General features: G+C 60.7%; 21 protein-coding genes. 11 read left to right on the top strand and 10 right to left on the bottom strand.

The genetic code is table 11. The annotated features are described in order from the left end of the window. Window positions 1–251 precede the first annotated feature (251 nt). Together HDC32_RS18265 and HDC32_RS18260 are read left to right on the top strand one after the other, a co-directional pair. Window positions 252–1,628, top strand: a complete 1,377-nt coding sequence (locus tag HDC32_RS18265) for an L-serine ammonia-lyase (RefSeq protein WP_184745051.1) — start codon at window positions 252–254, stop codon at window positions 1,626–1,628. 456 nt (window positions 1,629–2,084) lie between these two features. Beyond that, window positions 2,085–3,188, top strand: coding sequence for a GlxA family transcriptional regulator (locus HDC32_RS18260; protein ID WP_065938176.1), 1,104 nt, complete (start codon window positions 2,085–2,087; stop codon window positions 3,186–3,188). A gap of 105 nt (window positions 3,189–3,293) precedes the next feature. On the opposite strand, the gene HDC32_RS18255 is transcribed toward HDC32_RS18260, so the two are convergent. The 6 genes from HDC32_RS18255 to HDC32_RS18230 form a co-directional block, all read right to left on the bottom strand. Next, window positions 3,294–3,557, bottom strand: coding sequence for a hypothetical protein (locus tag HDC32_RS18255; RefSeq protein ID WP_027606014.1), 264 nt, complete (start codon window positions 3,555–3,557; stop codon window positions 3,294–3,296). A 246-nt stretch (window positions 3,558–3,803) separates the two neighbouring features. Beyond that, window positions 3,804–4,964 (bottom strand): gamma-butyrobetaine dioxygenase, encoded by a 1,161-nt coding sequence (locus tag HDC32_RS18250; RefSeq protein ID WP_184745048.1) that lies wholly within the window; start codon window positions 4,962–4,964, stop codon window positions 3,804–3,806. A 9-nt stretch (window positions 4,965–4,973) separates the two neighbouring features. Beyond that, complete coding sequence (locus HDC32_RS18245; RefSeq protein ID WP_131699061.1) at window positions 4,974–5,450, bottom strand: thioesterase family protein; 477 nt, start codon at window positions 5,448–5,450, stop codon at window positions 4,974–4,976. A 13-nt stretch (window positions 5,451–5,463) separates the two neighbouring features. Then, complete coding sequence (locus HDC32_RS18240; RefSeq protein ID WP_145336867.1) at window positions 5,464–6,429, bottom strand: L-carnitine dehydrogenase; 966 nt, start codon at window positions 6,427–6,429, stop codon at window positions 5,464–5,466. A gap of 83 nt (window positions 6,430–6,512) precedes the next feature. Continuing rightward, on the bottom strand, window positions 6,513–7,400 hold the full coding sequence (locus HDC32_RS18235; RefSeq protein WP_131699063.1) for a 3-keto-5-aminohexanoate cleavage protein: 888 nt from the start codon (window positions 7,398–7,400) through the stop codon (window positions 6,513–6,515). Window positions 7,401–7,474: 74 nt separating this feature from the next. Then, window positions 7,475–8,419, bottom strand: coding sequence for a choline ABC transporter substrate-binding protein (locus HDC32_RS18230; RefSeq protein ID WP_131699064.1), 945 nt, complete (start codon window positions 8,417–8,419; stop codon window positions 7,475–7,477). A 194-nt stretch (window positions 8,420–8,613) separates the two neighbouring features. Here HDC32_RS18230 and HDC32_RS18225 point away from each other — a divergent pair, with 194 nt between their 5' ends. After that, entirely contained in the window at window positions 8,614–9,558 is a 945-nt protein-coding gene (locus HDC32_RS18225) for a GlxA family transcriptional regulator (protein WP_184745046.1), read from the top strand. Window positions 9,559–9,626: 68 nt separating this feature from the next. Further along, window positions 9,627–10,826, top strand: coding sequence for an AAA family ATPase (locus HDC32_RS18220; RefSeq protein ID WP_184745044.1), 1,200 nt, complete (start codon window positions 9,627–9,629; stop codon window positions 10,824–10,826). Between the two features lie 135 nt (window positions 10,827–10,961). On the opposite strand, the gene HDC32_RS18215 is transcribed toward HDC32_RS18220, so the two are convergent. After that, window positions 10,962–13,124, bottom strand: a complete 2,163-nt coding sequence (locus HDC32_RS18215) for an FAD-dependent oxidoreductase (protein ID WP_184745041.1) — start codon at window positions 13,122–13,124, stop codon at window positions 10,962–10,964. A 319-nt stretch (window positions 13,125–13,443) separates the two neighbouring features. On the opposite strand from HDC32_RS18215, the gene HDC32_RS18210 reads away from it, so the two are divergent. Next, window positions 13,444–13,878: a hypothetical protein gene (locus HDC32_RS18210; protein WP_184745039.1), complete on the top strand. Its 435-nt coding sequence runs from the start codon at window positions 13,444–13,446 to the stop codon at window positions 13,876–13,878. A gap of 6 nt (window positions 13,879–13,884) precedes the next feature. Here HDC32_RS18210 and HDC32_RS18205 read toward each other — a convergent pair whose 3' ends face one another. Further along, entirely contained in the window at window positions 13,885–14,301 is a 417-nt protein-coding gene (locus tag HDC32_RS18205) for a DUF3010 family protein (protein ID WP_131699069.1), read from the bottom strand. 40 nt (window positions 14,302–14,341) lie between these two features. Further along, window positions 14,342–14,743: a lysozyme inhibitor LprI family protein gene (locus HDC32_RS18200; RefSeq protein WP_131699070.1), complete on the bottom strand. Its 402-nt coding sequence runs from the start codon at window positions 14,741–14,743 to the stop codon at window positions 14,342–14,344. A 219-nt stretch (window positions 14,744–14,962) separates the two neighbouring features. On the opposite strand from HDC32_RS18200, the gene HDC32_RS18195 reads away from it, so the two are divergent. From HDC32_RS18195 to HDC32_RS18170, 6 genes are all read left to right on the top strand, one after another. Next, window positions 14,963–15,940 carry a dipeptidase gene (locus HDC32_RS18195; RefSeq protein WP_010207105.1) on the top strand — a complete coding sequence of 326 codons (978 nt, stop codon included), beginning with the start codon at window positions 14,963–14,965 and terminating at the stop codon, window positions 15,938–15,940. A gap of 76 nt (window positions 15,941–16,016) precedes the next feature. After that, window positions 16,017–16,547, top strand: coding sequence for a DUF5943 domain-containing protein (locus tag HDC32_RS18190; RefSeq protein WP_003194877.1), 531 nt, complete (start codon window positions 16,017–16,019; stop codon window positions 16,545–16,547). A 15-nt stretch (window positions 16,548–16,562) separates the two neighbouring features. Then, the gene (gene dgcA / locus HDC32_RS18185) at window positions 16,563–18,623 is read left to right on the top strand and encodes a dimethylglycine demethylation protein DgcA (RefSeq protein WP_184745037.1); all 2,061 of its coding nucleotides are present in this window, start codon (window positions 16,563–16,565) and stop codon (window positions 18,621–18,623) included. 156 nt (window positions 18,624–18,779) lie between these two features. Next, on the top strand, window positions 18,780–20,723 hold the full coding sequence (gene dgcB / locus HDC32_RS18180; protein ID WP_145336861.1) for a dimethylglycine demethylation protein DgcB: 1,944 nt from the start codon (window positions 18,780–18,782) through the stop codon (window positions 20,721–20,723). Further along, window positions 20,723–21,943, top strand: a complete 1,221-nt coding sequence (locus HDC32_RS18175) for an electron transfer flavoprotein subunit alpha/FixB family protein (RefSeq protein WP_184745035.1) — start codon at window positions 20,723–20,725, stop codon at window positions 21,941–21,943. The genes dgcB and HDC32_RS18175 overlap by 1 nt, the downstream gene beginning before the upstream one ends. 10 nt (window positions 21,944–21,953) lie before the next feature. After that, entirely contained in the window at window positions 21,954–22,724 is a 771-nt protein-coding gene (locus HDC32_RS18170) for an electron transfer flavoprotein subunit beta (protein ID WP_131699073.1), read from the top strand. Between the two features lie 230 nt (window positions 22,725–22,954). Here the strand turns inward: HDC32_RS18170 and HDC32_RS18165 are convergent, their stop codons facing one another. Continuing rightward, on the bottom strand, window positions 22,955–23,158 hold the full coding sequence (locus tag HDC32_RS18165; protein WP_237683157.1) for a prepilin-type N-terminal cleavage/methylation domain-containing protein: 204 nt from the start codon (window positions 23,156–23,158) through the stop codon (window positions 22,955–22,957). Between the last annotated feature and the right edge of the window lie 531 nt (window positions 23,159–23,689).

Below are 23,689 nucleotides of genomic sequence, written 5' to 3'. Positions count from 1 at the left end.
GGGAGGGTCGTATCCAGTGTCGGTGACGTCGCTTACAGGTTTTTCCCACGGTTAAACCGCTGTTTTTGCCCATCTGCACCGCTGAAAACGGCCAAAACAGGCGATCGCACGGGAGCGACGCTGGTGAGCATGGGTGCGTCGGTGTGAGACGCCGTGGCAGCGAATAAAACCTTGATGATGCCGCCATCTGGGCGATCTGAGCGTAGCACCTCGTTCAAGCCTGGCCGTGCTTATCGAGGAGTTCTACCGCAATGGCTATCAGTGTTTTCGACCTGTTCAAGATCGGCATCGGGCCTTCTAGTTCTCACACCGTCGGCCCCATGCGCGCCGCGGCGTTGTTCGTTCAAGGGTTACGTGAACGTGAACTGTTGGAACAGGTCAGGCGCGTCGAAGTTCAGCTCTACGGCTCATTGTCGGCCACCGGCATCGGTCACGGCAGCGACACCGCCACCATCATGGGCCTGATGGGCGAGTGGCCGGACGCGATCGATCCGTCGCAAATCGGCCTGCGCATTCACACCCTGCGTGAGACCGACACCCTGCTGCTCGACGGGCGTTTGCCCGTGCCGTTCCTGTGGGCCCGCGACATGCGCCTGCTTGACGAAAACCTGCCGTTCCACCCCAACGCCATGACCCTGGTGGTGTTTGGCGCTGATGGCGAGCTGCATCGCGACACCTATTACTCAGTGGGCGGTGGTTTCGTGGTGGATGAAGCCCAGGCGCAGAGCGGCGTGGCGGACATGGACCGCACCGAGTTGCCGTATGATTTTTCCAGCGCCGTGGAGTTGTTGCAGCTGTGCAAGACCCACAACCTGCGCGTCGCCGAAGTGATGCTGGCCAACGAAAAGGTCTGGCGCTCCGAAGACGAAATCCGCAGTGGCCTGATGAAGCTCTGGCGCGCCATGCAGGCGTGCGTGGAGGAGGGCCTCAAGCACGAAGGCATTCTGCCTGGCGGCCTCAACGTGCGCCGTCGCGCCGCCAAGTTACACCGCAGTCTGCAGGAGTTGAACAAACCCAATGTGATCGGCTCGACCTTGAGTGCGATGGAATGGGTCAACCTGTTCGCCCTGGCGGTGAATGAAGAAAACGCCGCCGGTGGACGCATGGTCACGGCGCCCACCAACGGTGCGGCGGGGATCATTCCGGCGGTGTTGCACTACTTCATGAAGTTCAGCGACGAAGTCACCGAAGCCAACGTGGTCGACTACCTGCTCAGTGCGGCGGCGGTGGGGATCCTGTGCAAGAAGAACGCCTCGATCTCCGGGGCCGAAGTCGGTTGCCAGGGTGAAGTGGGTTCGGCCTGCGCCATGGCCGCTGCCGGGCTGGCCGAGATCCTCGGCGCAACCCCGGAGCAGCTGTGCAACGCCGCTGAAATCGGCCTGGAACACAACCTCGGCCTGACCTGCGACCCGGTGGGCGGGTTGGTGCAAGTGCCGTGCATCGAGCGCAATGCAATTGCAGCGGTGAAGGCGATCAACGCGGCGCAGATGGCCCTGCGCGGTGATGGCCAGCACTTTATCTCCCTGGACCGGGTGATCCGCACCATGCGCGATACCGGGGCGGATATGCATGACAAGTACAAAGAGACGTCGCGAGGTGGGTTGGCGGTCAGTGCGGTGGAGTGCTGAGACCGAGTCGCCGGTATCGGGGGCTTGCCCCCGATGGCTGTCATCCAGACGATGCTGCTCAAAAAGTGAACACTCCAACCAAAAGCGCCACCTTTTAGCGCGTCGCAAACAGATAAGTAGCTTCCGAACGATTTTCCCTCCGACCACCCGTCACCTGTGCGTGCGGTGACAGACTTTTCCTACGCGCTGAAAGCGCCTTCCCACAAGTGATACCGAACTGCTCACACACCTTGAGCAGGGCCGCTCCGACGTCTATTTCAACCATATCCCGTACTCCTCGCGCGGGCTTATTTAGACGCGTCATCAGGTCGTTTTCAGGATTTGTTGAATGGCCATTCAAATTTAGGCATGGCATTTGCTCTACCAATTCAAAGCCTCTCGCCTTGCCGGATGAAGAGCGCAATAACAAGAGCCTCGCCTGAGGCCATCACCTGCTTTGTGTGAGGAGATACCGCCATGACGTCGTTCAACTCCGGGGCCCAACCCCAGAACCGTGCGCCTCAATCCATCGGCTTTTTGCTGCTGGACAATTTCACGCTGATTTCCCTGGCTTCGGCCGTGGAACCGCTGCGCATGGCCAACCAGCTGTCCGGCCGCGAGCTGTATCGCTGGACAACCCTGAGTGTCGACGGCAACCAGGTGTGGGCCAGCGACGGTCTGCAAATCACCCCCGATGCCTCCATGCACAAAGCCCCGGCCCTGGACACCGTGATTGTGTGCGGCGGCGTGGGTATCCAGCGTACCGTGACCCGTGAGCATGTGTCGTGGCTGCAAAGCCAGGCGCGCCAGTCCCGTCGCCTGGGGGCAGTGTGCACCGGCAGCTGGGCCCTGGCCTGTGCCGGCCTGCTCGACGGTTTTGATTGCAGCGTGCATTGGGAGTGCCTGGCGTCGATGCAGGAAGCCTTCCCGCGCGTGTCGATGAGCACCCGTTTGTTCACCCTCGACCGCAACCGCTTCACCAGTTCGGGCGGCACCGCGCCGCTGGACATGATGCTGCACCTGATCAGCCGCGACCACGGCCGTGAACTGTCGGCGGCGATCTCCGAAATGTTCGTGTACGAGCGCATCCGCAATGAACAGGATCACCAGCGTGTGCCGCTCAAGCACATGCTTGGCACCAACCAGCCGAAGCTGCAGGAAATCGTCGCGCTGATGGAAGCCAACCTCGAAGAGCCGATCGACCTCGACGAACTGGCGGTGTACGTCGCCGTGTCGCGTCGCCAGCTGGAGCGGCTGTTCCAGAAATACCTGCACTGCTCGCCGTCGCGCTACTACCTCAAGCTGCGCCTGATTCGCGCGCGGCAGTTGCTCAAGCAAACGCCGATGTCGATCATCGAAGTGGCATCGGTATGCGGTTTTGTGTCCACGCCGCACTTCTCCAAGTGCTACCGCGAATACTTCGGCATTCCGCCACGGGATGAGCGCGTAGGCTCCAACACCACCCAGCAGGTGGCGATGATGCCGATTCCGCAGGCGCTCGTGTTGTCACCGTTGTCGGGGCCGATGTCGGCGTTGAGTCAGGCGCGCAATGAGTCGACGTTCGCGAGTGTACGGCTTTAAACCGAGTTGACTGCATCGGGGGCAAGCCCCCTCCCAGACTTGACCGAGTTGTCATGACGAATATGGCCAGATGTAGGAGGGGGGCTTGCCCCCGATAGCGGTCTGTCAGGCGCCAGAGTTCTGCTTGAACTGCATCAGCGCCGGCAGCAACTGCTTATCGATCGCCTGACGCACCGCCGGCAAAATCGTCGCGCTGCCGGTGTACATCTGCTCAACCATACCCTTGAGCGCCTTGGCCCGCGCTTCGCTCAAACCGCGTACCGCGCACTCGCAAGCCTGTTCGGCGCTGGCGCCGCTGGATACCTCGAAACCCAGCGAGCGCAGTTGGCTCAGCAGGTCATCCTGATCAATCAAATCCGCATGCATCATGACGTTTATCCTGGTGAAGGGAGCGGGGATTGACTTGGATTCTGGTAGGCCCCCGGCCGGTCGGCAAGGGCAGAATGCACGAATGGCTCAGATGGCTATGAACGTGTCGTTTTCGGGTCATTTACCCGCTGCAGTAATAGGCACACTGGTTGCCAGCAAGCAGCTTGAAGGTTTGGTCACCCTCGGGATGTACGGCTCACACAAGGCACTCTGCCCCGATCCAGTCACGGCTGGACCGGGGCTTTTTTAGCGCTGCAGCACCAGGATTCGTGAAAGCAGTTCATCCCGGTCGATATAGCAACCCTGAAAGTGCCGCGCCCCCGAAGTAGGATCAAACGCATTGCGCGCATGCAACGTGCGGCGATTATCGAAGCACCACAGCTCGCCCGGGTTAAGGCGCTTGACCAGCCGAAAGCGCGCCTCGCGCGTCATAGCGATAAACCGCCGATAAGCCCGATACAGCAACGGCATCTGCGCCACCGATGTCTCGAACGGCCCGCGCAGAAAATTGGCCATGCGAATCTCTGCCACATCCCCCAAGGCGTCCAATGCGATGATCGGCGCGAGGCGGCGGTAGTCGCTGTGACGGTCTTTGTTGCGAAACTCCACGGGTATTTCACACAGCGCACGAAATGCTTCGGGATCCTCCTGGCGCAAGGCATTGGCGATGGCAAACCCATCGACAAAAATACTCTCGCCGCCGTCGGCATCGTTGACCAGGCAATGCAGAAACTGCAGCCCCGGTTGCAGCTCCCGGGTCGGCAAATCACTGTGCAAGGGCAGGTTGAAAGCGGTGTAGGCATTGCTGTCGGCATCGGCCTTGGATTGCACGTTGAACAACACACCGAAATTGCTCTCGCGGATAAACGAAATGCGCTCGGCAACACACGCCAGGGAGCCGGGTTCGGTGGGTACGCCACGTACTTGGGTGAGGCCTCCATCGCGCAGCGCCAACAGCCATTGCAGCAGGGCTTTCGGGTCTTGCATCACGGCTGAGTAGTCGAATACCGGCAGGTCGAAGCTGCTGTCCCACAGTCGGGCTTCGGGTTTGGCGGCCCGGCGTTCGGCGCGGGATTCATCGTCATAGGCATGGGCCCGCAGCCAGCCGGGATCGTACTGGCTGTGATGACCGCCGCGCCATTCCACGCTGAGAAAACCCTGGTCGATACGCGCGCTGATGGCGCCGAGATTTTCATCCACATCGACAATTTCCAGCACTTGCTCGCGGGTCACGCTGTACACGCATTGCGTGCACGGACAGTTGTCCCGCAACCACTGATGATGAAACGGGCTTACCCGGCCATCGGCCCATTGCACGCGAATCTGATCGTCCAGCACCTGCGTATCGGCGAGGTCGCAAAGCTTGGGGTAAGTACGGAAATCGGCAACAGCGGCGGCGGTTTGCATGATGGCTCCTTATTTTTTCGGTGGCAGTCCAATCACTCGGCCGAGGAGGGCGGGCCTTGGCAGATCGGCTTGCTCGGTACTGATGGCAGCGAGTTTCTCCAGCGTCGCCTCGGTAAACGGCGTCGAATGCGGACCTGCCAGGTCAACGTGCAGCAGCATCTGTTCGTTGCCGGCCAGTTCTTTCTCATCGCCCACCAAATGCAGGCTGTGATAGAGGTGCAGGCGCTTGGCGTCGTGGGCGATCAGTTGGGTGTGCACCTCCACTTCGGCACCGAGTTTCACTTCGTGCAGGTAGTTCAGGTGCAGTTCCAGGGTGAACAACGAATGGCCGCTGGCTTCGCGGTTTTCACTGTCCAAGCCGAGGGTGTCCATCAGCGCGTCGGTGGCGTAGCTGAAGATCAGCAGGTAGAACGCATCGCGCAGGTGGCCGTTGTAGTCCACCCAGTCGGCGAGGACTGGGGTGGTGTAGGTGGTCAGTGCAGGCATGGTGAGGGTTCCGTTATTCGGCGAAGGTCATGCCGTGCTTGGCTTTGGTGGTTTTCACCGCGTCGAGCACCGCCAGCAGGCAATCATCACGATAGCGTTCCAGCGCCGAAATGCTGTGTTTGCCCAGTTGATCGCTGGTGCCATCGACCACATCGTCAATCAACTTGTCGGTCAACTCCGGTGCCGGCAGATAGGTCCACGGCAACTGCAATGCCGGACCGAACTGCGCCATGAAGTGCCGCATGCCCGCATCACCGCCCGCCAGGGTGTAGGTGAGGAAGGTGCCCATGAACGACCAGCGCAGGCCGGCGCCAAAGCGAATCGCATCGTCGATCTCGCCGGTGGTGGCTACGCCGTCATTGACCAGGTGCAGCGCCTCGCGCCACAGCGCTTCGAGCAAGCGGTCGGCGATAAAGCCGGGGACTTCCTTGCGCACATGCAGCGGGCGCATGCCGAGGGATTCATACACCTTGATCGCGGCCTGGATCGCTTCCGGCGCGGTGTGCTTGCCGCCGACTACTTCCACCAGCGGCAACAGATAGACCGGGTTGAACGGATGGCCGACCACACAGCGTTCCGGGTGGGTCGAGCCCTCGTAGAACTCGCTCGGCAACAGCCCGGAGGTACTCGAGCCGATCAATGCAGTGGGCTTGGCCGCTGCGCTGATCTTGCTGTGCAATTCCAGTTTCAGCTCCAGGCGTTCCGGGGCGCTTTCCTGGATGAAGTCGGCGTCTTTCACGCATTCTTCGATGGTGGGGACAAAGCGTAGGCGGTCCTGGGATGCGCCGGGCGCGAGGCCCTGTTTTTCCAGGGCGCCCCAGGCATTGGCGACGCGTTTGCGCAGCGCCGCTTCGGCACCCGGCGCCGGGTCCCAGGCGACCACATCGAGGCCGTGGGCCAGGGCGCGGGACACCCAGCCGCTGCCGATGACACCGCTGCCGAGGGCGGCGAAGGTTTTGATCTCAGTGATAAAGCGCATGGCAAATTCCTAAAGCGTTCGGTGATTCCCTGTGGGAGGGGGCAAGCCCCTCCCACATTTTTTAATTCGGTTTCGACATGGGGTCAGCCGCGTTTGGTAAGGCCCATCTTGATGCGGCCTTCCGCCGGGCTCATGACCCGCGCGCCCAGGCGGCTGAGGATTTCACTGGCGCGTTCCACCAGTTGGCCGTTGGTGGCGAGTACGCCCTTGTCCAGCCACAGGTTGTCTTCCAGGCCGACCCGTACGTTGCCGCCCAGCAGCACCGCTTGCGCGGCCATGGGCATTTGCATGCGGCCGATCCCGAACCCGGCCCACACCGCGTCGGCCGGCAGGTTGTCGACCATGGCTTTCATCGTGGTGGTGTCGGCCGGCGCGCCCCATGGGATGCCCAGGCACAGTTGGAACAGCGGGTTGTCGAGCAGGCCTTCCTTGATCATCTGCTTGGCGAACCACAGGTGGCCGGTGTCGAAAATTTCCAGCTCGGCCTTTACGCCCAATTCCTGGATGCGCTTGGCGCCCGCCCGCAGCTGCGCCGGGGTGGAGACGTAAATCGTGTCGCCATCGCCGAAGTTCAGGGTGCCGCAGTCCAGGGTGCAGATTTCCGGCAGCAGTTCTTCCACATGGGCCAGGCGGGTCAGTGGGCCGACCAGATCGGTATTGGGGCCGAATTCCATCGGGTTCTCGCCGCCGCCGATCTCGAGGTCGCCGCCCATGCCGGCGGTGAGGTTGACGATGATGTCGATGTCAGCCTCGCGGATGCGCTCCATCACTTCGCGGTACAGGGCGACGTCGCGGCTGAACTTGCCGGTCTCGGGGTCGCGTACATGGCAGTGCACCACGGTAGCGCCGGCCTTGGCGGCCTCCACGGCGGCGGCGGCGATTTGTTTGGGAGTGACCGGCACGTGTGGGCTTCTGGCGGTCGTGTCGCCAGCACCGGTGAGTGCGCAGGTGATGATGACGTCGTGGTTCATGAGGCAGGTTCCTTACAGGCGTGGTGATGCCGTTCGCGGTCGGTAGTGACCGCGAAACGGTGATTCGAAGAAGGTTATTTGCTGGTCAATTGCAGGTTGGCCGCTGCCGGTTTGCCGTCGAAGGTGGTCACCCCTTCCAGCCAGCGGGCTTGGTCCTGCGGGTGATCCTTGAGCCACTGCTTGGCAGATTCCAGCGCGTCCTTGTGATCCAGCAGCGGCTGCATCATCCGACTCTCGTCGGCGGCGGTGAAGGTCAGGTTGGTCAGCAGTTTGTGCACGTTGGGGCACTGTTCGGCGTAGGTCGGCGCGGTCACGGTCCAGACGGTGGCCATGCCTTCGTTCGGGCCCAGGGCGTCGTCGCTGCCGGTGAGGTAAGTCATCGCGATATTGACGTTCATCGGGTGCGGCGCCCAGCCGAAGAACACCACGGCTTCCTTGCGGCGTACCGCACGGTCCACGGCGGCAAGCATGCCGGCCTCGCTGGATTCCACCAGTTGGAATTTGCCCAGGCCGAACTGGTTCTTGGCGATCATCGCCTTGATCTGGGTGTTGGCCCCCGAGCCTGGCTCGATGCCGTAGATCTTGCCGCCCAGCTCCTTCTCGAACTTGGCGATGTCAGCGAAAGTTTTCAGGCCCTTGTCCGCCAGATAAGTCGGCACCGCCAGGGTGGCGCGGGCGTCTTCCAGGCTGGGTTTGTCGAGAACTTTGATTTGCTTGGCGTCGACGAACGGCGTGATGGTCTGGGTCATCAACGGGTTCCAGTAGCCCAGGAACAGGTCCAGCCGCTGGTCGCGGATCCCGGCGAAGATGATTTGCTGGGAGGCGCTGGTTTGTTTGGTCTTGTAGCCGAGGCCGTCGAGCAACACTTGGGTCATGGCGCTGGTGGCGATGACGTCGGTCCAGTTCACCACGCCCATGCGTACGTTCTGGCAAGATGCCGCGTCGGCCGCCAGTACGTTTGTGCTCAAGATGGCGCTGGCGCTGAGTGCAAGCACGCAGTGGCGAATCAGTCGGTTCATGGTGGATCCCTCGGCAGGTCGTTATTGTGGGGTCCGGCGTCTTTGTGCGCCGTGGGATCACGTTACGGAGCTTTGGGCCCGCCGAAACGCACGGCGGCGACCAGCTCTTGCACAGCAGCGACCTGTGCTCTTGAATGGCCCGTTGAACTGGCGTATCACAGTGACCACGCTGCCCGTCCTACGAGAGCGCCACCATGTCCCAGGATTTCTACTTTCTGCTGATGCCGGGGTTCTCGGCCATTGGCTTTATTTCTGCGCTGGAACCGCTGCGCGTGGCCAACCGCTTTCGTGGCGAGCTGTACCGCTGGCATGTGCTGAGCGCCGATGGCGGCGCGGTGCTGGCGAGCAATGGCATGTCGGTCAACGCCGACGCCGCGCTGGAACCGCTGAAAAAGGGCGCGACGCTGCTGGTGGTGGCCGGCTTCGAACCGCTGCAGTTCGCCACGCCGGCGCTGGAACACTGGCTGCGCCGTCTGGACAATGACGGCGTGACCCTCGGCGCCATCGACACCGGCGCCTGCGTGCTCGCCGAAGCGGGCCTGCTCGACGGCCACCGCCTGACCCTGCATTGGGAAGCCATCGACGCCTTCAAGGAGTCGTACCCGCACCTGAGCGTGACTCAGGAACTGTTCGAGATCGACCGCCGCCGCATCACCTGCGCCGGCGGCACCGCCTCCATCGACTTGATGCTCGACCTGATCGCCCAGGCCCACGGCGTGGACCTGGCGATCCAGGTCTCCGAACAGTTCGTACTCGGCCGCATCCGCCCGCGCAAGGACCACCAGCGCATGCAGATCGCCACGCGCTACGGCATCAACAACAAGAAACTGGTGCAAGTGATCGGCGAGATGGAGCAGCACACTGAACCGCCCCTGAGCACCTTGGCGTTGGCCGATGCGATCAAGGTTACCCGGCGCCAGCTTGAACGGCTGTTTCGCCTGCATTTGAACGACACGCCCAGCAATTTCTACCTCGGCCTGCGCCTGGAAAAAGCCCGGCAGTTATTGCGCCAGAGCGATATGAGCGTGCTGGAGGTGAGCATTGCGTGCGGGTTTGAATCGCCGTCGTATTTCACCCGGAGTTATCGGGCGCGGTTTGCCAAGTGTCCGAGGGAGGATCGGCGACGGGAGGTGGTTTGACGGGCAATTATAGTCAATTATACTCGACGCTATAATTTATAGTCCTTTCCATAATTGAGTATAAAACCATGTCCAAGCACAGCGGCTTTGTGTTTCGCCGCCCCACCCTGGCAAGCAGTATTGCCGATGGCCTGGTGGGGGCCGGTATTCAGGATTTCACCTCTGGCCTGTTTCTCGCGGCGCCCCGTCGCACGGGCAAAAGCACGTTTTTGCGCGAAGACTTGATCCCGGAATGTCAGCTCCGGGGCTGGCTGGCGGTGTATGTGGATCTCTGGGCTGACAAAGAGAAAGATCCTGCAGAGTTGATTGCCAGTGCTATTGCTGCTGCTCTGGTTCCCTATGAAAAGGGCATTCGCAAACTGGCCAAGAACATTGGCATCGAGAAACTCAGCTTTCTGCGTACGCTCTCCTGGGACTTTACCAAGCCACAATTGCCTGTCGGTGCGACGCTGACCCAAGCGTTGGAATTGCTCCACAGTGCTGCAGAAAAACCCGTTGTGCTGGTGATTGACGAAGCGCAGCACGCCTTAACCACCGAGTCGGGTATCAATGCGATGTTCGCGTTGAAGGCTGCCCGGGATCAGCTCAACCAAGGCCGTGACGAGGAGGGCAGCGGCTTGCGCCTGGTGTTTACCGGCTCCAACCGCGATAAGTTGGCCCACTTGGTGCTCGGCAAAAGCCAGCCGTTCTTCGGCTCCAGCATCACGCCATTTCCGCTGCTGGGCAAAGAGTTCACCCAGGCGTACACCGTGCACCTCAACGCGCATCTGGCCGAGACCAACCAGTTCAACGCGGCGGATATTGATGAGGCGTTTGAGCTGGTAGGTCGGCGTCCCGAGATGTTGCGCACGATCATCGGTGAAGTCGCGTTGGAACTGGGCGAGGCGAGCAATCTGGGCGAACTGCTGCACAGCCGCGCCGAGTTGCTGCGCGCGGGTGTATGGGCCGAATTCGAAAGCGCCTGGAACGCCCTGACCATCCCGCAGCGTGCCGTGCTGGAGGTGATGGTGGAGCGTTCTCAAAACAACGAACCCTTCGCGCCATTCACCGACAGCACCCTCACGGCTGTCAGCAAGGCGCTGGAAGCCATGGGCAGCGACGTGGTGCCGGGCACCCAGACCATTCAGGCCTGTATCGATGCGTTGCGCGATAAGGAGCTGGTGTGGAAGTCGAGTCGCGGCGGGTATGCGCTCGAAGACAAATCGTTCGGCGAGTGGCTGCGCCATATCAAACGAAGCAAGGCGGCCGGTATTGCGGCCAGCAGGTAGGAGGACAGAAAAGCCAAACCAGCCCAAAGACTGGTTTGGCTTATTCGATACGGCGTAGGGAAAAGCTAGCGTGGTGGGGGCTACTACTCACTTCAGCGACAACCTTCATGACGTTAATCCCATTCGAAAAGTGTGCTACGGCTGTCTGACGTAAGGCTTGAGGGGGACCAGTCGATTGACGGCCGCCAGAGGATTGCCCTGCAGCAACTGTGCAGGCTCGGGTTTGAGTTTGTCCTGATTGATACTCGCCAATACACCGATGGCGGCATTCATCCCGGACATAAAGGCCCCTTCACACCAACCTGGATAGTTACTGGCGCTGTCCGAAGACAGGAATATTTGCCGATAGACTCGGTCCCTTGCCTGTGAGTTGAATGCGGGTTCCTGGGTGAACAGGTACAGGTTGCACAACGCATTGGAAGTCGCGAAGTCTCCAGGTGCGTCGAGCTTGAACCCACCTGTACCGATCTGATCTTGCCAGTCGATGCCGATGGCATTGGGGTCGTCTTGCCTGTTACCCAACAAAGAGTGGAAGTACACCGTGGTGCGAACCTGGCGGGTCGGGTTCTGTACATAAGGCAGTACGCTGGCCCACGCCCTGTAGCTTCGCCACCACTCCTGGGGAAATCCAGGCCCGAACCAGGCCGGGCTTTCAGTGAAATCAGCAATGCCCAGCGTGCCATTTTCCCGGGAGGGTGCTATATCCAGCACGCTGCGTGCCATGATTGAGTCCAGGTTCCACGTGTACGAAAGCAATACGGCAACAGGGCCGGGCCGATCCTCCGCGATTGCCGGGATGAAGTAGCTGGCGCGGGTCCAGCCCTCGCTCATCAGGCAGCGTATGGGCCTGCCGTCGATGTGCGTCCAAGTGCTGGCCAGTGCGGAACCCTGTGCCCATGGTGCTTGGGGCGTAACATAAAAAGACTTGCTGGCGTTCATCATATTGAGCCGCGCCAAGGCGCTTTTCAGTGGCGCTATATGGCTTTTATAGATTGCCGAAGGCCAGGCTTTGTCGAAGTAGCTATGAAAGGCGTGAGGTACGCCATTGATCGGGATTTCTACCCGTAAGCCGTTACGCGGATAGCTCAGTTCGCTGGCCAGCGACATCATCGTCAGCAGGGCCGTATGAGGGATGGCGGCAACGATATGGTCGGTGTTCACCGGTATTAATGCGACGTCTTCGGCCCCTTCTCCGTTGAGGTTGCGTACCAGCAGGCCGGCTTGGGCTGACCCTCCGTCGGCCGATACGAAGATTCCCATTTCCTGTACCTCATGGCGTTCATGCACGGTAAAGGTGTTCTTGCCGGCTGGACCGAATTCGTCCCTGAGCTTTTTCAGGATGGCATGCGCGATCATGCCCGAGCCAATGCCTGCCGGCAGAGCATATTCATCCAGGTAATCCCACAGCCAGATTCGCAGCATCTCCAGGAACCCCATGGAAAACATGCTACCCATGCCACCCGTGCCGAAGCCTACGTTGACGAAGATTGCCAACTGTTCTGGCGTCCAGCCCTTGGGCTCCGCTACGTTGCCAAGCAGCCAGGTGCCCAGGTCCAGTTTGTCGAAGCGCTCGATCATCGCCGTCCAGAAAGCCTGGATGCGGTTTTCTTCTTCGGCGGACAGCCGGGGTTGTTCAAGCAACCGCAGAATTTGGAGAATGTTGGAGCCGCCGCCTTGTATGTCGTTGATGGCATCGCGCACATCGGCGGAGACTTTGATGAACTGTGGGGGCAGGTCGGGCGCTTGCATGCTGCCTGCCAACCACCGATGGGCGATACCGTCCTGGCACAGGACAGTGGGTACCAGGCCTGGGTTGGGGAACAGCTGGAGCAGTGTGTCATCTCCCAGGATATCCCCGAAGACTTCCCAGGTGACCTTGGCCTTCGCGGGGAACCTCATGGCCCCCAGTTCACACACTGTGTCGGTTTCCAGCTTGCGCACGAAACTGCATGTGCGGCCGTGGATATAGCGGTGCCAGTCGTCATCGACCTGTTCCAGCTGGTTGCGTTCGTACAACACCACATTCAAGCCTGCGCGCAGCAGCTCTCTTGCCGTCAGCAACCCGGACATGCCTGCGCCAATGATTACGACACGCGCGTCTTTCTCTACACCCTCCAGAGGCTGGGCCAGCCAGCCAGATTCGGGGCTGGAGGCACGAAGGATACTTGCGTAGTCATAAGGGTAAGCGTCCACCAGGCGTGAAGTACCTGACTTGAGTTGGCCTATCGTTTGCGGACCGGCCATTGTACGTGTGCCACTGCTGCCTCCCAGGGCAGCCAGGGATGGGAACCATGCCATGATCATCTCCTTGAATTGCTCGCAATACGTTGCTTGTCACTGCTCGAATGAACAGTGATTTCAGCCTAGGTGAGTGCGTGAAACTCAAGGTTCGCTTCAGACCAGTGGAGTGCCCTGAGCAAGTTTCATTGTTATGTCGAGTGTTTTGACAGGGGCGGATCTGATGTAGGGATTATCCTTTTCTGTGGTGTCGGCTATGTCGTGGGTAGAGGGGCTGCTAATGTAAAAGTCCATTGCGGCTGACACCCAAACTAACCATTAATCAACTGATATTTAAAGTTCGCACTTCACTACTTAAGTTAAGCGACAAGAGGTCCGTATGTTCAGGAAAATGCTTGCTGTCATTACTTTTGCATCTGCCCCCGCCTGGGCTGCCAAGGCCCCCGCCTCCGTCCCCTTCACGGGTGCCGATTACAGCGGGCGTTATGAGTGTACTGGTCGTGATAGCCATATCGGCGCCTTCAAGGGGGTTGTCGATATGCAGCTCAACGCCAGGCAAAGTACCGGCAAGTACGGCGCCTATACCTTCACCCTGACGTTGGAAGACAACTCCCGCTATAACGGTTTTGCCGCTGGCACCTCGGATACGCTGGCGATTTACTTTGCACATACCGACCCGGCACTGAAAGATTATGGAGTCGGTGTTGCGCAAGTCGTTCCAACACCGGAAGGTAAACTCGCCTTTACCAAATATTATTACGACCCCGAATATGAAGGCGGCGGTCACGGGTTGGAACACTGCGTCAGAAGTTGATGCGGACTACTTCTTCATCAGGCTCGAACAGGCCGCCTTGAACGCTTCATGCTGATATTTGTTCAACGTCGCTGGCAGTTCGAAGTTGTGCTTCTTGTTCTGGGCGTTGATGGTCTGCGGCGACAGCAGCGTCACCTCAACCCCCTCCAGCAACTGAAACACCCCTTCGATCTTGAACGTGGTCGGGCCACCGGCGAATTCGCCTTTCTTGCTGCGCTTCTTGATAGCGATGCGCTGGATGGCGTTTTCCTGCACAAATGCCTTCACCTGGGCGGCAAAGGCTTTGACGTTGGCCGCGTCATCGTCGTCTTCCAGAGCGATTTTCTTGGTCGCCAGGGCGACGTGGGTCAGCGCCTGGTTGTCCAGGGAAGCGACAGCGATGATGGCTTCGCTGCCTTTGATTTCGATGCCACAGATAGTCATGAAAGGCCTTGGTTCAAAGAGAAAGTGGCGGGATTGTCGCTTATTCCTGCCCAATCGACTCCAAAAACTCCGACCGCTCATCACTCATCCGCGCCAAACAGTCATTCTGCTCAATGGCGTAGGCCTTGGTGCCGGTCACTGCCGGGAAGGTGTCCACCGCGCAATCGGCGTCACGCAGTTTTTCCCACTTTTGCTGGGCATCCTTCAGACGAGCGGTAATGTCGGCGAGCTTGGTCTTGTCGCTGCCATAGGTGGAATGCATACGTTCCAGCAGACTCTGATAATTATCCTTGAGCAATTGCTCGGCAGTGGTTTTGTTGTAGGTGGCGCATTCCAGGGTTTGCTTGTCGTTTTCGATGCCATCGCATGGCGTGCTGTCGGTGTCTTCGGCCGCGTGGACGCCGGTTGCGATGAGTGCCAAAGCCAGGAAAATCGATTTCATTGCGCCGTCTCATATCAGTTGATGCGGGAATTCTGGCTCAAGCGTAAGACAAATAACAGCTGCCAGTCAGACACCTCTTAACAGCCTTTGTCGTGGATTGACGCTTTCGGCAATTCCCCTGTCGTTTTTGCACCCGGCTCGGTCGTCCCCTGGGCATATGCTGGCCCCAAAGCGCCGGCAGACGATTCGGCGCATGAATCGCCAATAAGGGGACGCCTGATGAGCCCAGCCGAATTGCACGCCGACAGCATCGTTATCGACGGGCTGATCATTGCCAAGTGGAACCGCGACCTGTTCGAGGACATGCGCAAAGGCGGCCTGACCGCCGCGAACTGCACCGTGTCGGTGTGGGAAGGGTTCCAGGCCACGATCAACAACATCGTCGCCAGCCAGACCCTGATCCGCGAGAACAGCGACCTGGTGATCCCGGTGAAAACCACCGCCGACATCCGCAAGGCCAAGGAACAGGGCAAGACCGGCATCATCTTCGGCTTCCAGAACGCCCATGCATTTGAAGACCAGCTCGGCTATGTCGAGATCTTCAAGCAGCTCGGCGTCGGTGTGGTGCAGATGTGCTACAACACCCAGAACCTGGTGGGCACCGGTTGCTACGAGCGCGACGGCGGCCTGTCGGGCTTCGGTCGCGAGATTGTCGCCGAGATGAACCGTGTCGGCATCATGTGCGACCTGTCCCACGTCGGCTCCAAGACCAGCGAAGAAGTCATCCTCGAATCGAAAAAGCCGGTGTGCTACTCCCACTGCCTGCCGTCCGGTCTTAAAGAACACCCGCGCAACAAGTCCGATGAAGAACTGAAGTTCATCGCCGACCACGGTGGCTTTGTCGGCGTGACCATGTTCGCGCCGTTCCTGGCCAAGGGCATCGATTCGACCATCGACGACTACGCCGAAGCCATCGAATACACCATGAACATCGTCGGCGAAGACGCCATCGGTATCGGCACCGACTTTACCCAGGGCCATGGCCAGGATTTCTTTGAAATGCTGACCCATGACAAGGGCTACGCCCGCCGCCTGACCAGCTTCGGCAAGATCATCAACCCGCTGGGCATCCGCACCGTGGGCGAGTTCCCCAACCTCACCGAGACCTTGCTCAAGCGCGGCCACCCTGAGCGTGTGGTGCGCAAGATCATGGGCGAGAACTGGGTCAACGTGCTCAAGGACGTCTGGGGCGAATAAGCCACCGCTGACACTTCTTTTCCCCCGGCCACCCAGGTCTGGGGCATCCAAACGAATTTTCTGGAGTTAAGTTTCCATGGCCAAGATCGCCCCTCAATTGCCTATCGAAGTCGACAGCGAAACCGGTGTCTGGACTTCCGACGCCCTGCCGATGCTGTACGTACCGCGCCATTTCTTCGTCAACAACCACATGGGCATCGAAGAAGTGCTGGGCGCCGACGCCTACGCCGAAATTCTCTACAAGGCCGGCTACAAGTCCGCCTGGCACTGGTGTGAAAAAGAAGCTGAATGCCACGGCCTGGAAGGCGTCGCGGTGTTCGAGCACTACATGAAGCGCCTGTCGCAGCGCGGCTGGGGCCTGTTCAAGATCCAGGACATCGACCTGGATAAAGGCACCGCCAGCGTCAAGCTCGAACACTCGGCATTCGTCTATGTGTACGGCAAGGTCGGGCGCAAAGTGGACTACATGTTCACCGGTTGGTTTGCCGGCGCCATGGACCAGATTCTGCAAGCGCGTGGCAGCAACATCCGCACCGTGGCCGAACAAGTCTACGGAGGCTCCGAAGAGGGCCACGATGACGGCTTGTTCACCGTCAAGCCGTTGTAAGCCGAGGACCGTGCCATGGCTTTCGAAGCAATGTTCCAGCCGATCCAGATCGGCAAACTGACCATCCGCAACCGCGTACTCAGTACTGCCCACGCCGAGGTGTATGCCACCGACGGCGGCATGACCACCGACCGCTATGTGAAGTATTACGAAGAAAAAGCCAAGGGCGGCATTGGCCTGGCGATCTGCGGCGGTTCCTCGGTAGTCGCCATCGACAGCCCCCAGGAATGGTGGAGTTCGGTGAACCTGTCCACCGACCGCATCATCCCGCACTTCCAGAACCTGGCCGACGCCATGCACAAGCATGGCGCCAAGATCATGATCCAGATTACCCACATGGGCCGTCGCTCGCGTTGGGATGGCTTTAACTGGCCGACCCTGATGTCGCCGTCCGGCGTACGTGAGCCGGTGCACCGTGCTACTTGCAAAACCATCGAGCCGGAAGAAATCTGGCGCGTGATCGGCAACTACGCCCAGGCCGCGCGCCGCGCCAAGGCCGGTGGCCTGGACGGTGTGGAACTGTCCGCCGTGCACCAGCACATGATCGACCAGTTCTGGAGCCCACGGGTCAACAAGCGTACCGACGAATGGGGCGGCACCTTCGAAGGCCGCATGAAGTTCGGCCTGGAAGTGTTGAAAGCCGTGCGCGCCGAAGTCGGTGATGACTTCTGCGTGGGCATGCGCCTGTGCGGTGACGAGTTCCACCCGGACGGCCTGTCCCACGAGGACATGAAACAGATCGCCAAGTACTACGACGACACCGGCATGCTCGATTTCATCGGCGTGGTGGGCTCGGGTTGCGATACGCACAACACCCTGGCTAACGTGATCCCCAACATGAGCTATCCACCGGAGCCGTTCCTGCACCTGGCGGCCGGTATCAAGGAAGTGGTCAAGGTTCCGGTGCTGCACGCACAGAACATCAAGGACCCGAACCAAGCCACACGCATCCTCGAAGGCGGCTATGTGGACATGGTCGGCATGACCCGTGCGCACATCGCCGACCCGCACTTGATCGCCAAGATCAAGATGGGCCAGATCGACCAGATCAAGCAGTGTGTCGGCGCCAACTATTGCATCGACCGCCAGTATCAGGGCCTGGACGTGTTGTGCATCCAGAACGCCGCGACCTCCCGTGAATACATGGGCGTGCCGCATATCATCGAGAAATCCACCGGGCCGAAACGCAAGGTGGTCGTGGTGGGCGCCGGCCCTGCCGGGATGGAAGCCGCGCGGGTGGCTGCCGAACGGGGTCACGACGTGACCCTGTTCGAGAAAAAAGAGTTTATCGGCGGGCAAATCACCACCGCCTCCAAGGCCCCGCAGCGCGACCAGATCGCCGGTATCACGCGCTGGTTCCAGCTGGAGCTGGCGCGTTTGAAAGTCGACCTGCGCCTGGGCGTGGCCGCCGATGCCGAGACCATTCTGGACCTGCATCCGGACGTGGTGGTGCTGGCGGTCGGCGGGCATCCGTTTATCGAACAGAATGAACACTGGGGCGCTGCCGAAGGCCTGGTAGTGAGCAGCTGGGACGTGCTCGACGGCAAAGTCGCGCCGGGCAAGAACGTGCTGGTGTACGACACCATTTGCGAATTCACCGGCATGTCGGTGGCGGACTTCCTGGCCGACAAAGGCTGCCAGGTGGAAATCGTCACCGATGACATCAAACCGGGCGTAGCCATCGGCGGTACGTCGTTCCCGACCTACTACCGCAGCATGTACCCCAAGGAAGTGATCATGACCGGCGACATGATGCTGGAAAAGGTCTACCGCGAGGGCGACAAGCTGGTGGCGGTGCTGGAGAACGAATACACCGGCGCCAAAGAGGAGCGGGTGGTCGATCAGGTGGTGGTCGAGAACGGCGTGCGTCCGGACGAAGCCATCTACTACGGGCTCAAGGAAGGTTCGCGCAACAAGGGCCAGATCGACGTTGAAGCCCTGTTCGCGATCAAGCCGCAGCCGTGCCTGAGCGAGGCGGGCGAGGGGTACTTGCTGTTCCGCATCGGTGACTGTGTGGCCCAGCGCAATACCCACGCTGCCATCTATGACGCCCTGCGCCTTTGCAAAGACTTTTGATGAGGTGAACTCGGTCAAATGTGGGAGGGGGCTTGCCCCCGATAGCGGTGGTTCAGCGACAGCTGTATCAACTGACAGTCCGCCATCGGGGGCAAGCCCCCTCTCAATTTCGGGCCAGTTTCACAGTAGACCTTTGTGGTCTGTGGGAGCTTCACCATGTTGAACACCTTGCTGCCTATTCTCTTATTCGCCGCCCTGGGCCTTGCCGTCCTCGGCGCCCTGCGCCGGGTGAACATGTGGCGCCGTGGCCGTGCCTCCAAGGTCGACCTGCTGGGCGGCCTGCTGGCCATGCCCAAGCGCTACATGGTCGACCTGCACCACGTGGTCGCCCGCGACAAATACATCGCCAACACCCACGTCGCCACGGCGCTGGGCTTTGTGCTGTCGGCGCTGCTGGCGATCCTGGTGCACGGTTTCGGCCTGCACAATCGCATCCTCGGCTACGCGCTGCTTTTGGCCTCGACCTTGATGTTTGTCGGCGCCATCTTCATGTACCTGCGCCGCCGCAACCCGCCCGCGCGCCTGTCGAAGGGCCCGTGGATGCGCCTGCCGAAAAGCCTGCTGGCGTTCTCGGTGAGCTTCTTCCTGGTGACCTTGCCGGTGGCCGGGATTCTGCCGGCGGACTTCGGCGGCTGGTTGCTGGCTGCACTGCTGAGTGTGGGTGTGCTGTGGGGCGTGTCCGAGATGTTCTTCGGCATGACCTGGGGCGGCCCGATGAAGCACGCCTTCGCCGGTGCCCTGCACCTGGCCTGGCACCGTCGCGCCGAACGCTTTGGCGGTGGTCGTTCCACGGGTTTGAAACCCCTGGACCTGAGCGACAAAACCGCGCCCCTGGGCGTGGAAAAACCCAAGGATTTCACCTGGAACCAACTGCTCGGTTTCGACGCGTGCGTGCAGTGCGGCAAGTGTGAAGCCGCGTGCCCGGCCTTCGCCGCCGGCCAGCCGCTGAACCCGAAAAAACTGATCCAGGACATGGTGGTCGGCCTGGCGGGCGGCACCGATGCCAAGTTCGCCGGTAGCCCGTATCCGGGCAAAGCCATTGGCGAACACGGCGGCAATCCGCATCAGCCGATCGTCAACGGCCTGGTGGACGCCGAGACCCTGTGGTCGTGCACCACCTGCCGCGCCTGCGTGGAAGAGTGCCCGATGATGATCGAGCACGTGGACGCCATCGTCGACATGCGCCGCCACCTGACTCTGGAAAAAGGCGCCACGCCGAACAAGGGCGCCGAAGTCCTGGAAAACCTGATCGCCACCGACAACCCCGGCGGTTTTGCCCCGGGCGGCCGCCTGAACTGGGCGGCGGATCTAAACCTGCCACTGCTCAGCGAAAAAGGCAGTGCCGACGTGCTGTTCTGGGTCGGCGACGGGGCCTTCGACATGCGCAACCAGCGCACCCTGCGCGCATTCGTCAAAGTACTGAAAGCGGCCAAGGTCGACTTCGCGGTGCTCGGCCTGGAAGAACGCGACAGCGGTGACGTGGCGCGACGCCTGGGCGATGAAGCGACGTTCCAACTGCTGGCCTCGCGCAATATTCAGACGCTGGCCAAGTACAGCTTCAAGCGCATCGTCACCTGCGATCCGCACAGTTTCCATGTGCTGAAAAACGAATACGGAGCCTTCAACGGCAACTATCTTGTGCAGCACCACAGCACCTTCATGGCCGAGCTGATCGGCGAAGGCGCGCTGAACCTGGGCCAGCACAAAGGCAACAGCGTGACCTACCACGACCCGTGCTACCTGGGCCGCTACAACGGTGAGTACGAGGCCCCGCGCCAAGTGCTGCGTGCCTTGGGCATCGAGGTCAAGGAGATGCAACGTTCGGGCTTCCGCTCACGCTGCTGCGGCGGCGGTGGCGGCGCGCCGATTACCGACATCCCCGGCAAGCAACGGATCCCCGACATGCGCATGGAAGACATCCGCGAAACCGGTGCCGAGCTGGTGGCGGTGGGTTGCCCGCAGTGCACGGCGATGCTCGAAGGTGTGGTTGAACCGCGCCCGTTGATCAAAGACATCGCCGAGCTGGTGGCCGATGCATTGCTCGAAGACGTCGCACCGGCCAAAGCTCCCAACAAGCGTGAACCTGCGGAGGTGCACTGATGAGCGATATTATCCGCCGCGACCCACGGGCCGAATGGATCGCCCGTAACCGCCTGCACCCGCTGCACGCGGCGATGCAGCCGGTGCAACACAGCTGGATGGGGCCGAACGGTGTTATCCGCAAAAATGTACATGGCGTCGGTTTTATCGGCCCCAACGGCATCAAGCGCATCGACCGCAGCGGTGCCCAGCAGGGCGGCGCGGCCAAGCGTACGGCAGCGATTGAAGTGCAGTTGCCGCTGCATCAGGTGCCTGCGCCCGCGTTCTACATCAACGTAGTGCCGGACATGGTCGGCGGCCGCTTGAGCAGCCACGACCGCGACCTGCTCGGCCTGGCGCGACAACTCGCCGGCAGCGACGGTGCGGTGTTGGCGGTGGTGTTTGGCGAGCACAAGGAAAGCGCGTTTGCCACGGCCGGTGTCGATCGCCTGCTGGTGCTGGACTGCCACGAATTCGACGGTTACTCACCGGAGCAACGCGTGCAGGGTTTGCGCGCTGTGGATAACCAGTTCAACCCGCGCCATTGGTTGCTGCCCGACAGCCGCAGTGGTGGCGGCGAGCTGGGTCGGCGTTTTGCCGCCAGCCTCAAGGAGCGCCCGGCCACACGGGTGTGGCAGATCAAGGGCGACGAGTGCATCGGCCGCGCGGGTGCGGGCCGGGAAGATTTGGCGCGGCCGCTGCCACGCCTGATTCTTGCGGCTGCCGAATGTGCCGATCCGGTCAGCGACACACGCCATGAAGTGCTGCCCGTGGAGTTATCCACAAGCCTGGCGCGCAGTCTGCCGCGTATCGAGGATCTCGGCGCGGTGGCGGTGGACCCGGCGGCGATTCCCATGGCCGAGGCCGAATTCATTTTCTCCGGCGGCAACGGCGTGAAGGACTGGGCGCTGTTCCACCAGACCGCCGCCGCATTGGGGGCAACCGAAGGCGCCTCGCGGGTGGCGGTGGACGACGGCTTTATGGCCCGTGATCGCCAGGTCGGCGCCAGCGGTACCTGGGTGACGGCGCGGGTGTATGTGGCCGTGGGGATTTCCGGGGCGATCCAACACCTGCAAGGCATTGGCGCCTGCGACAAGGTGGTGGCGATCAACCTCGACCCGGGCTGCGACATGATCAAGCGTGCCGACCTGTCGGTGATCGGCGAGAGCGCCGCGATTCTGCAAGCCTTGATCGATGCGGTCGAGGCCTACCGCAACGGCGCCAAGCGCGATGCGGCTTGAGGACATGACCATGACCACGAATGTAATCAGCCTGGTGTCCATCGGCGCCCACCCCACCTCCGGCCGGCCACGCCGCGCCGAACAGGACGCGCGCGCGGTCGAGCTGGGCCTGCAAATGGCTGGGGATAAGTTGCAGGTGCTGCACGCCGGCAATATCGCCGAACCGACCCTGCGCAGCTACCTGGGCATGGGGTTGCCGCAACTGCATGTGCTGGAACAACCGGATGGTGCCGATGCCTTGCCGGTACTCAGTGATTATCTGCGCGAGGCAGGTGCCCAGGTGGTGCTCACCGGCAGCCAGGCCGAAACCGGTGAAGGCTCGGGGATGTTGCCGTTCCTGCTGGCCGAGCAATTGGGCTGGCCGCTGGTTGTCGGGCTGGCGCAGGTGGAGTCCATCGACGGCGGCGTCGCTCATGTGCTGCAAGCCTTGCCGCGTGGGCAGCGGCGGCGCTTGAAGGTGCGCCTGCCATTCCTGGCCACGGTGGACAACGCCGCGCCGAAGCCTCGGCAGAGCGCCTACGGCCCGGCACAGCGCGGTGAGTTGGCGGCCCATGAGGTCGAGGTTGAAGCCGATGAGTTATTCACAGGCGCGGTGTTGCAACCGGCCAAGCCTCGGCCCAAGCGCCTCAAGGTGATCAAGGCCAAGAGTGGTGCCGACCGCATGAAAGCCGCCACGGCCAAGGCCAGTGGTGGCGGTGGGCAGGTGCTCAAGGGTGTGAGCGCCGAGGAAGGCGCCCAGGCCATTCTCAAGTTGCTGATCGAAGAAGGCGTCGTGCGCTAACCCACCAACACTGCAAAACCAATGTGGGAGGGGGCTTGCCCCCGATAGCGGTGCTTCAGTTAAAGATACTGAGACTGACACACTGCAATCGGGGCAAGCCCCCTCCCACATTTTTATCTCCATCAGGTTCTGAGATTAAGGTGGGGCTGGCGCAGGCTTGGGCACCAGATCCGGCAGCGGTGGCGGCAGCGGCTGCCAAGGCAGGTCCAGGTTGCGTTCGATCCTCGGCGTCAGCAACAGGATGATCTCGCATCGATCGCCCGCCGGATTTCCCGCAACGAACGTTGCAGGTCCAGTTCTCGATCACGTTTACCCATCAATGCTGTCAGCGGATAAGCCACTGTCGCAAGCGTGGCCAGCAGGGCCAGCGTCAGCAGTAATTCAATCAGCGTAAAACCTTTGGCGCAGTGATGGCTGGGCTTGCCCTGCCACATCACCGTTCTACCTCCCGATCAGGCTGCCAAGGACGTGCGCGTTAACCCAGGCCATGGAATTGAATGCACGGGTGAGTGTAGATGCTGAGTGTTTTTGTACAGGTTGCACGGTTACCCACAAACGCTGTGCGCGTAGCTGTGGATAAGGTGTTCGTGGGTGTCCAAGAGCCCCGTGAATCAAGGCCTGAAAGCCGCTGTACGAAAATTGATCAAGCTAAGTCACGGTTTTTTGGTGCTTTTTTGTGTGGATAAGCTTGAAGCAACGGTTGGACTTGCCCCCAAAGTCTGTTGGCGTTTCTGTGGATAAGATGTTTGCTATCCGCTACAGGCCTTATAGATAAAGGCTTTCAATCGTTTGGTTGTTTATTGATCAAATTGCCCCGGAAACCGAAAAATACAGCTGAAACCCTCGGTTTATGACGGTTTGGCATGGTTTTCCACAGCGCTGTAGAAGTTGCCCCCAAAGTCTGTTGGCTGTTCTGTGGATAAGGTGTTTGCGTACCGCTACAGGTCACGATTTACGTGGCTTAC

Origin of the sequence: Pseudomonas sp. JAI120, from assembly GCF_014207255.1 — a bacterium.
Taxonomy (GTDB): Bacteria; Pseudomonadota; Gammaproteobacteria; order Pseudomonadales; family Pseudomonadaceae; genus Aquipseudomonas.
Note: the sequence above shows the minus strand (reverse complement) of the source record. Positions and strands in the feature narration are given on the sequence as shown.

Coding starts and splice junctions, on each gene's coding strand:
- HDC32_RS18265 (WP_184745051.1), top strand. CDS start 252: ATGGCTATCAGTGTTTTCGACCTGTTCAAGATCGGCATCGGGCCTTCT.
- HDC32_RS18260 (WP_065938176.1), top strand. CDS start 2,085: ATGACGTCGTTCAACTCCGGGGCCCAACCCCAGAACCGTGCGCCTCAA.
- HDC32_RS18255 (WP_027606014.1), bottom strand. CDS start 3,557: ATGATGCATGCGGATTTGATTGATCAGGATGACCTGCTGAGCCAACTG.
- HDC32_RS18250 (WP_184745048.1), bottom strand. CDS start 4,964: ATGCAAACCGCCGCCGCTGTTGCCGATTTCCGTACTTACCCCAAGCTT.
- HDC32_RS18245 (WP_131699061.1), bottom strand. CDS start 5,450: ATGCCTGCACTGACCACCTACACCACCCCAGTCCTCGCCGACTGGGTG.
- HDC32_RS18240 (WP_145336867.1), bottom strand. CDS start 6,429: ATGCGCTTTATCACTGAGATCAAAACCTTCGCCGCCCTCGGCAGCGGT.
- HDC32_RS18235 (WP_131699063.1), bottom strand. CDS start 7,400: ATGAACCACGACGTCATCATCACCTGCGCACTCACCGGTGCTGGCGAC.
- HDC32_RS18230 (WP_131699064.1), bottom strand. CDS start 8,419: ATGAACCGACTGATTCGCCACTGCGTGCTTGCACTCAGCGCCAGCGCC.
- HDC32_RS18225 (WP_184745046.1), top strand. CDS start 8,614: ATGTCCCAGGATTTCTACTTTCTGCTGATGCCGGGGTTCTCGGCCATT.
- HDC32_RS18220 (WP_184745044.1), top strand. CDS start 9,627: ATGTCCAAGCACAGCGGCTTTGTGTTTCGCCGCCCCACCCTGGCAAGC.
- HDC32_RS18215 (WP_184745041.1), bottom strand. CDS start 13,124: ATGGCATGGTTCCCATCCCTGGCTGCCCTGGGAGGCAGCAGTGGCACA.
- HDC32_RS18210 (WP_184745039.1), top strand. CDS start 13,444: ATGTTCAGGAAAATGCTTGCTGTCATTACTTTTGCATCTGCCCCCGCC.
- HDC32_RS18205 (WP_131699069.1), bottom strand. CDS start 14,301: ATGACTATCTGTGGCATCGAAATCAAAGGCAGCGAAGCCATCATCGCT.
- HDC32_RS18200 (WP_131699070.1), bottom strand. CDS start 14,743: ATGAAATCGATTTTCCTGGCTTTGGCACTCATCGCAACCGGCGTCCAC.
- HDC32_RS18195 (WP_010207105.1), top strand. CDS start 14,963: ATGAGCCCAGCCGAATTGCACGCCGACAGCATCGTTATCGACGGGCTG.
- HDC32_RS18190 (WP_003194877.1), top strand. CDS start 16,017: ATGGCCAAGATCGCCCCTCAATTGCCTATCGAAGTCGACAGCGAAACC.
- dgcA (WP_184745037.1), top strand. CDS start 16,563: ATGGCTTTCGAAGCAATGTTCCAGCCGATCCAGATCGGCAAACTGACC.
- dgcB (WP_145336861.1), top strand. CDS start 18,780: ATGTTGAACACCTTGCTGCCTATTCTCTTATTCGCCGCCCTGGGCCTT.
- HDC32_RS18175 (WP_184745035.1), top strand. CDS start 20,723: ATGAGCGATATTATCCGCCGCGACCCACGGGCCGAATGGATCGCCCGT.
- HDC32_RS18170 (WP_131699073.1), top strand. CDS start 21,954: ATGACCACGAATGTAATCAGCCTGGTGTCCATCGGCGCCCACCCCACC.
- HDC32_RS18165 (WP_237683157.1), bottom strand. CDS start 23,158: ATGTGGCAGGGCAAGCCCAGCCATCACTGCGCCAAAGGTTTTACGCTG.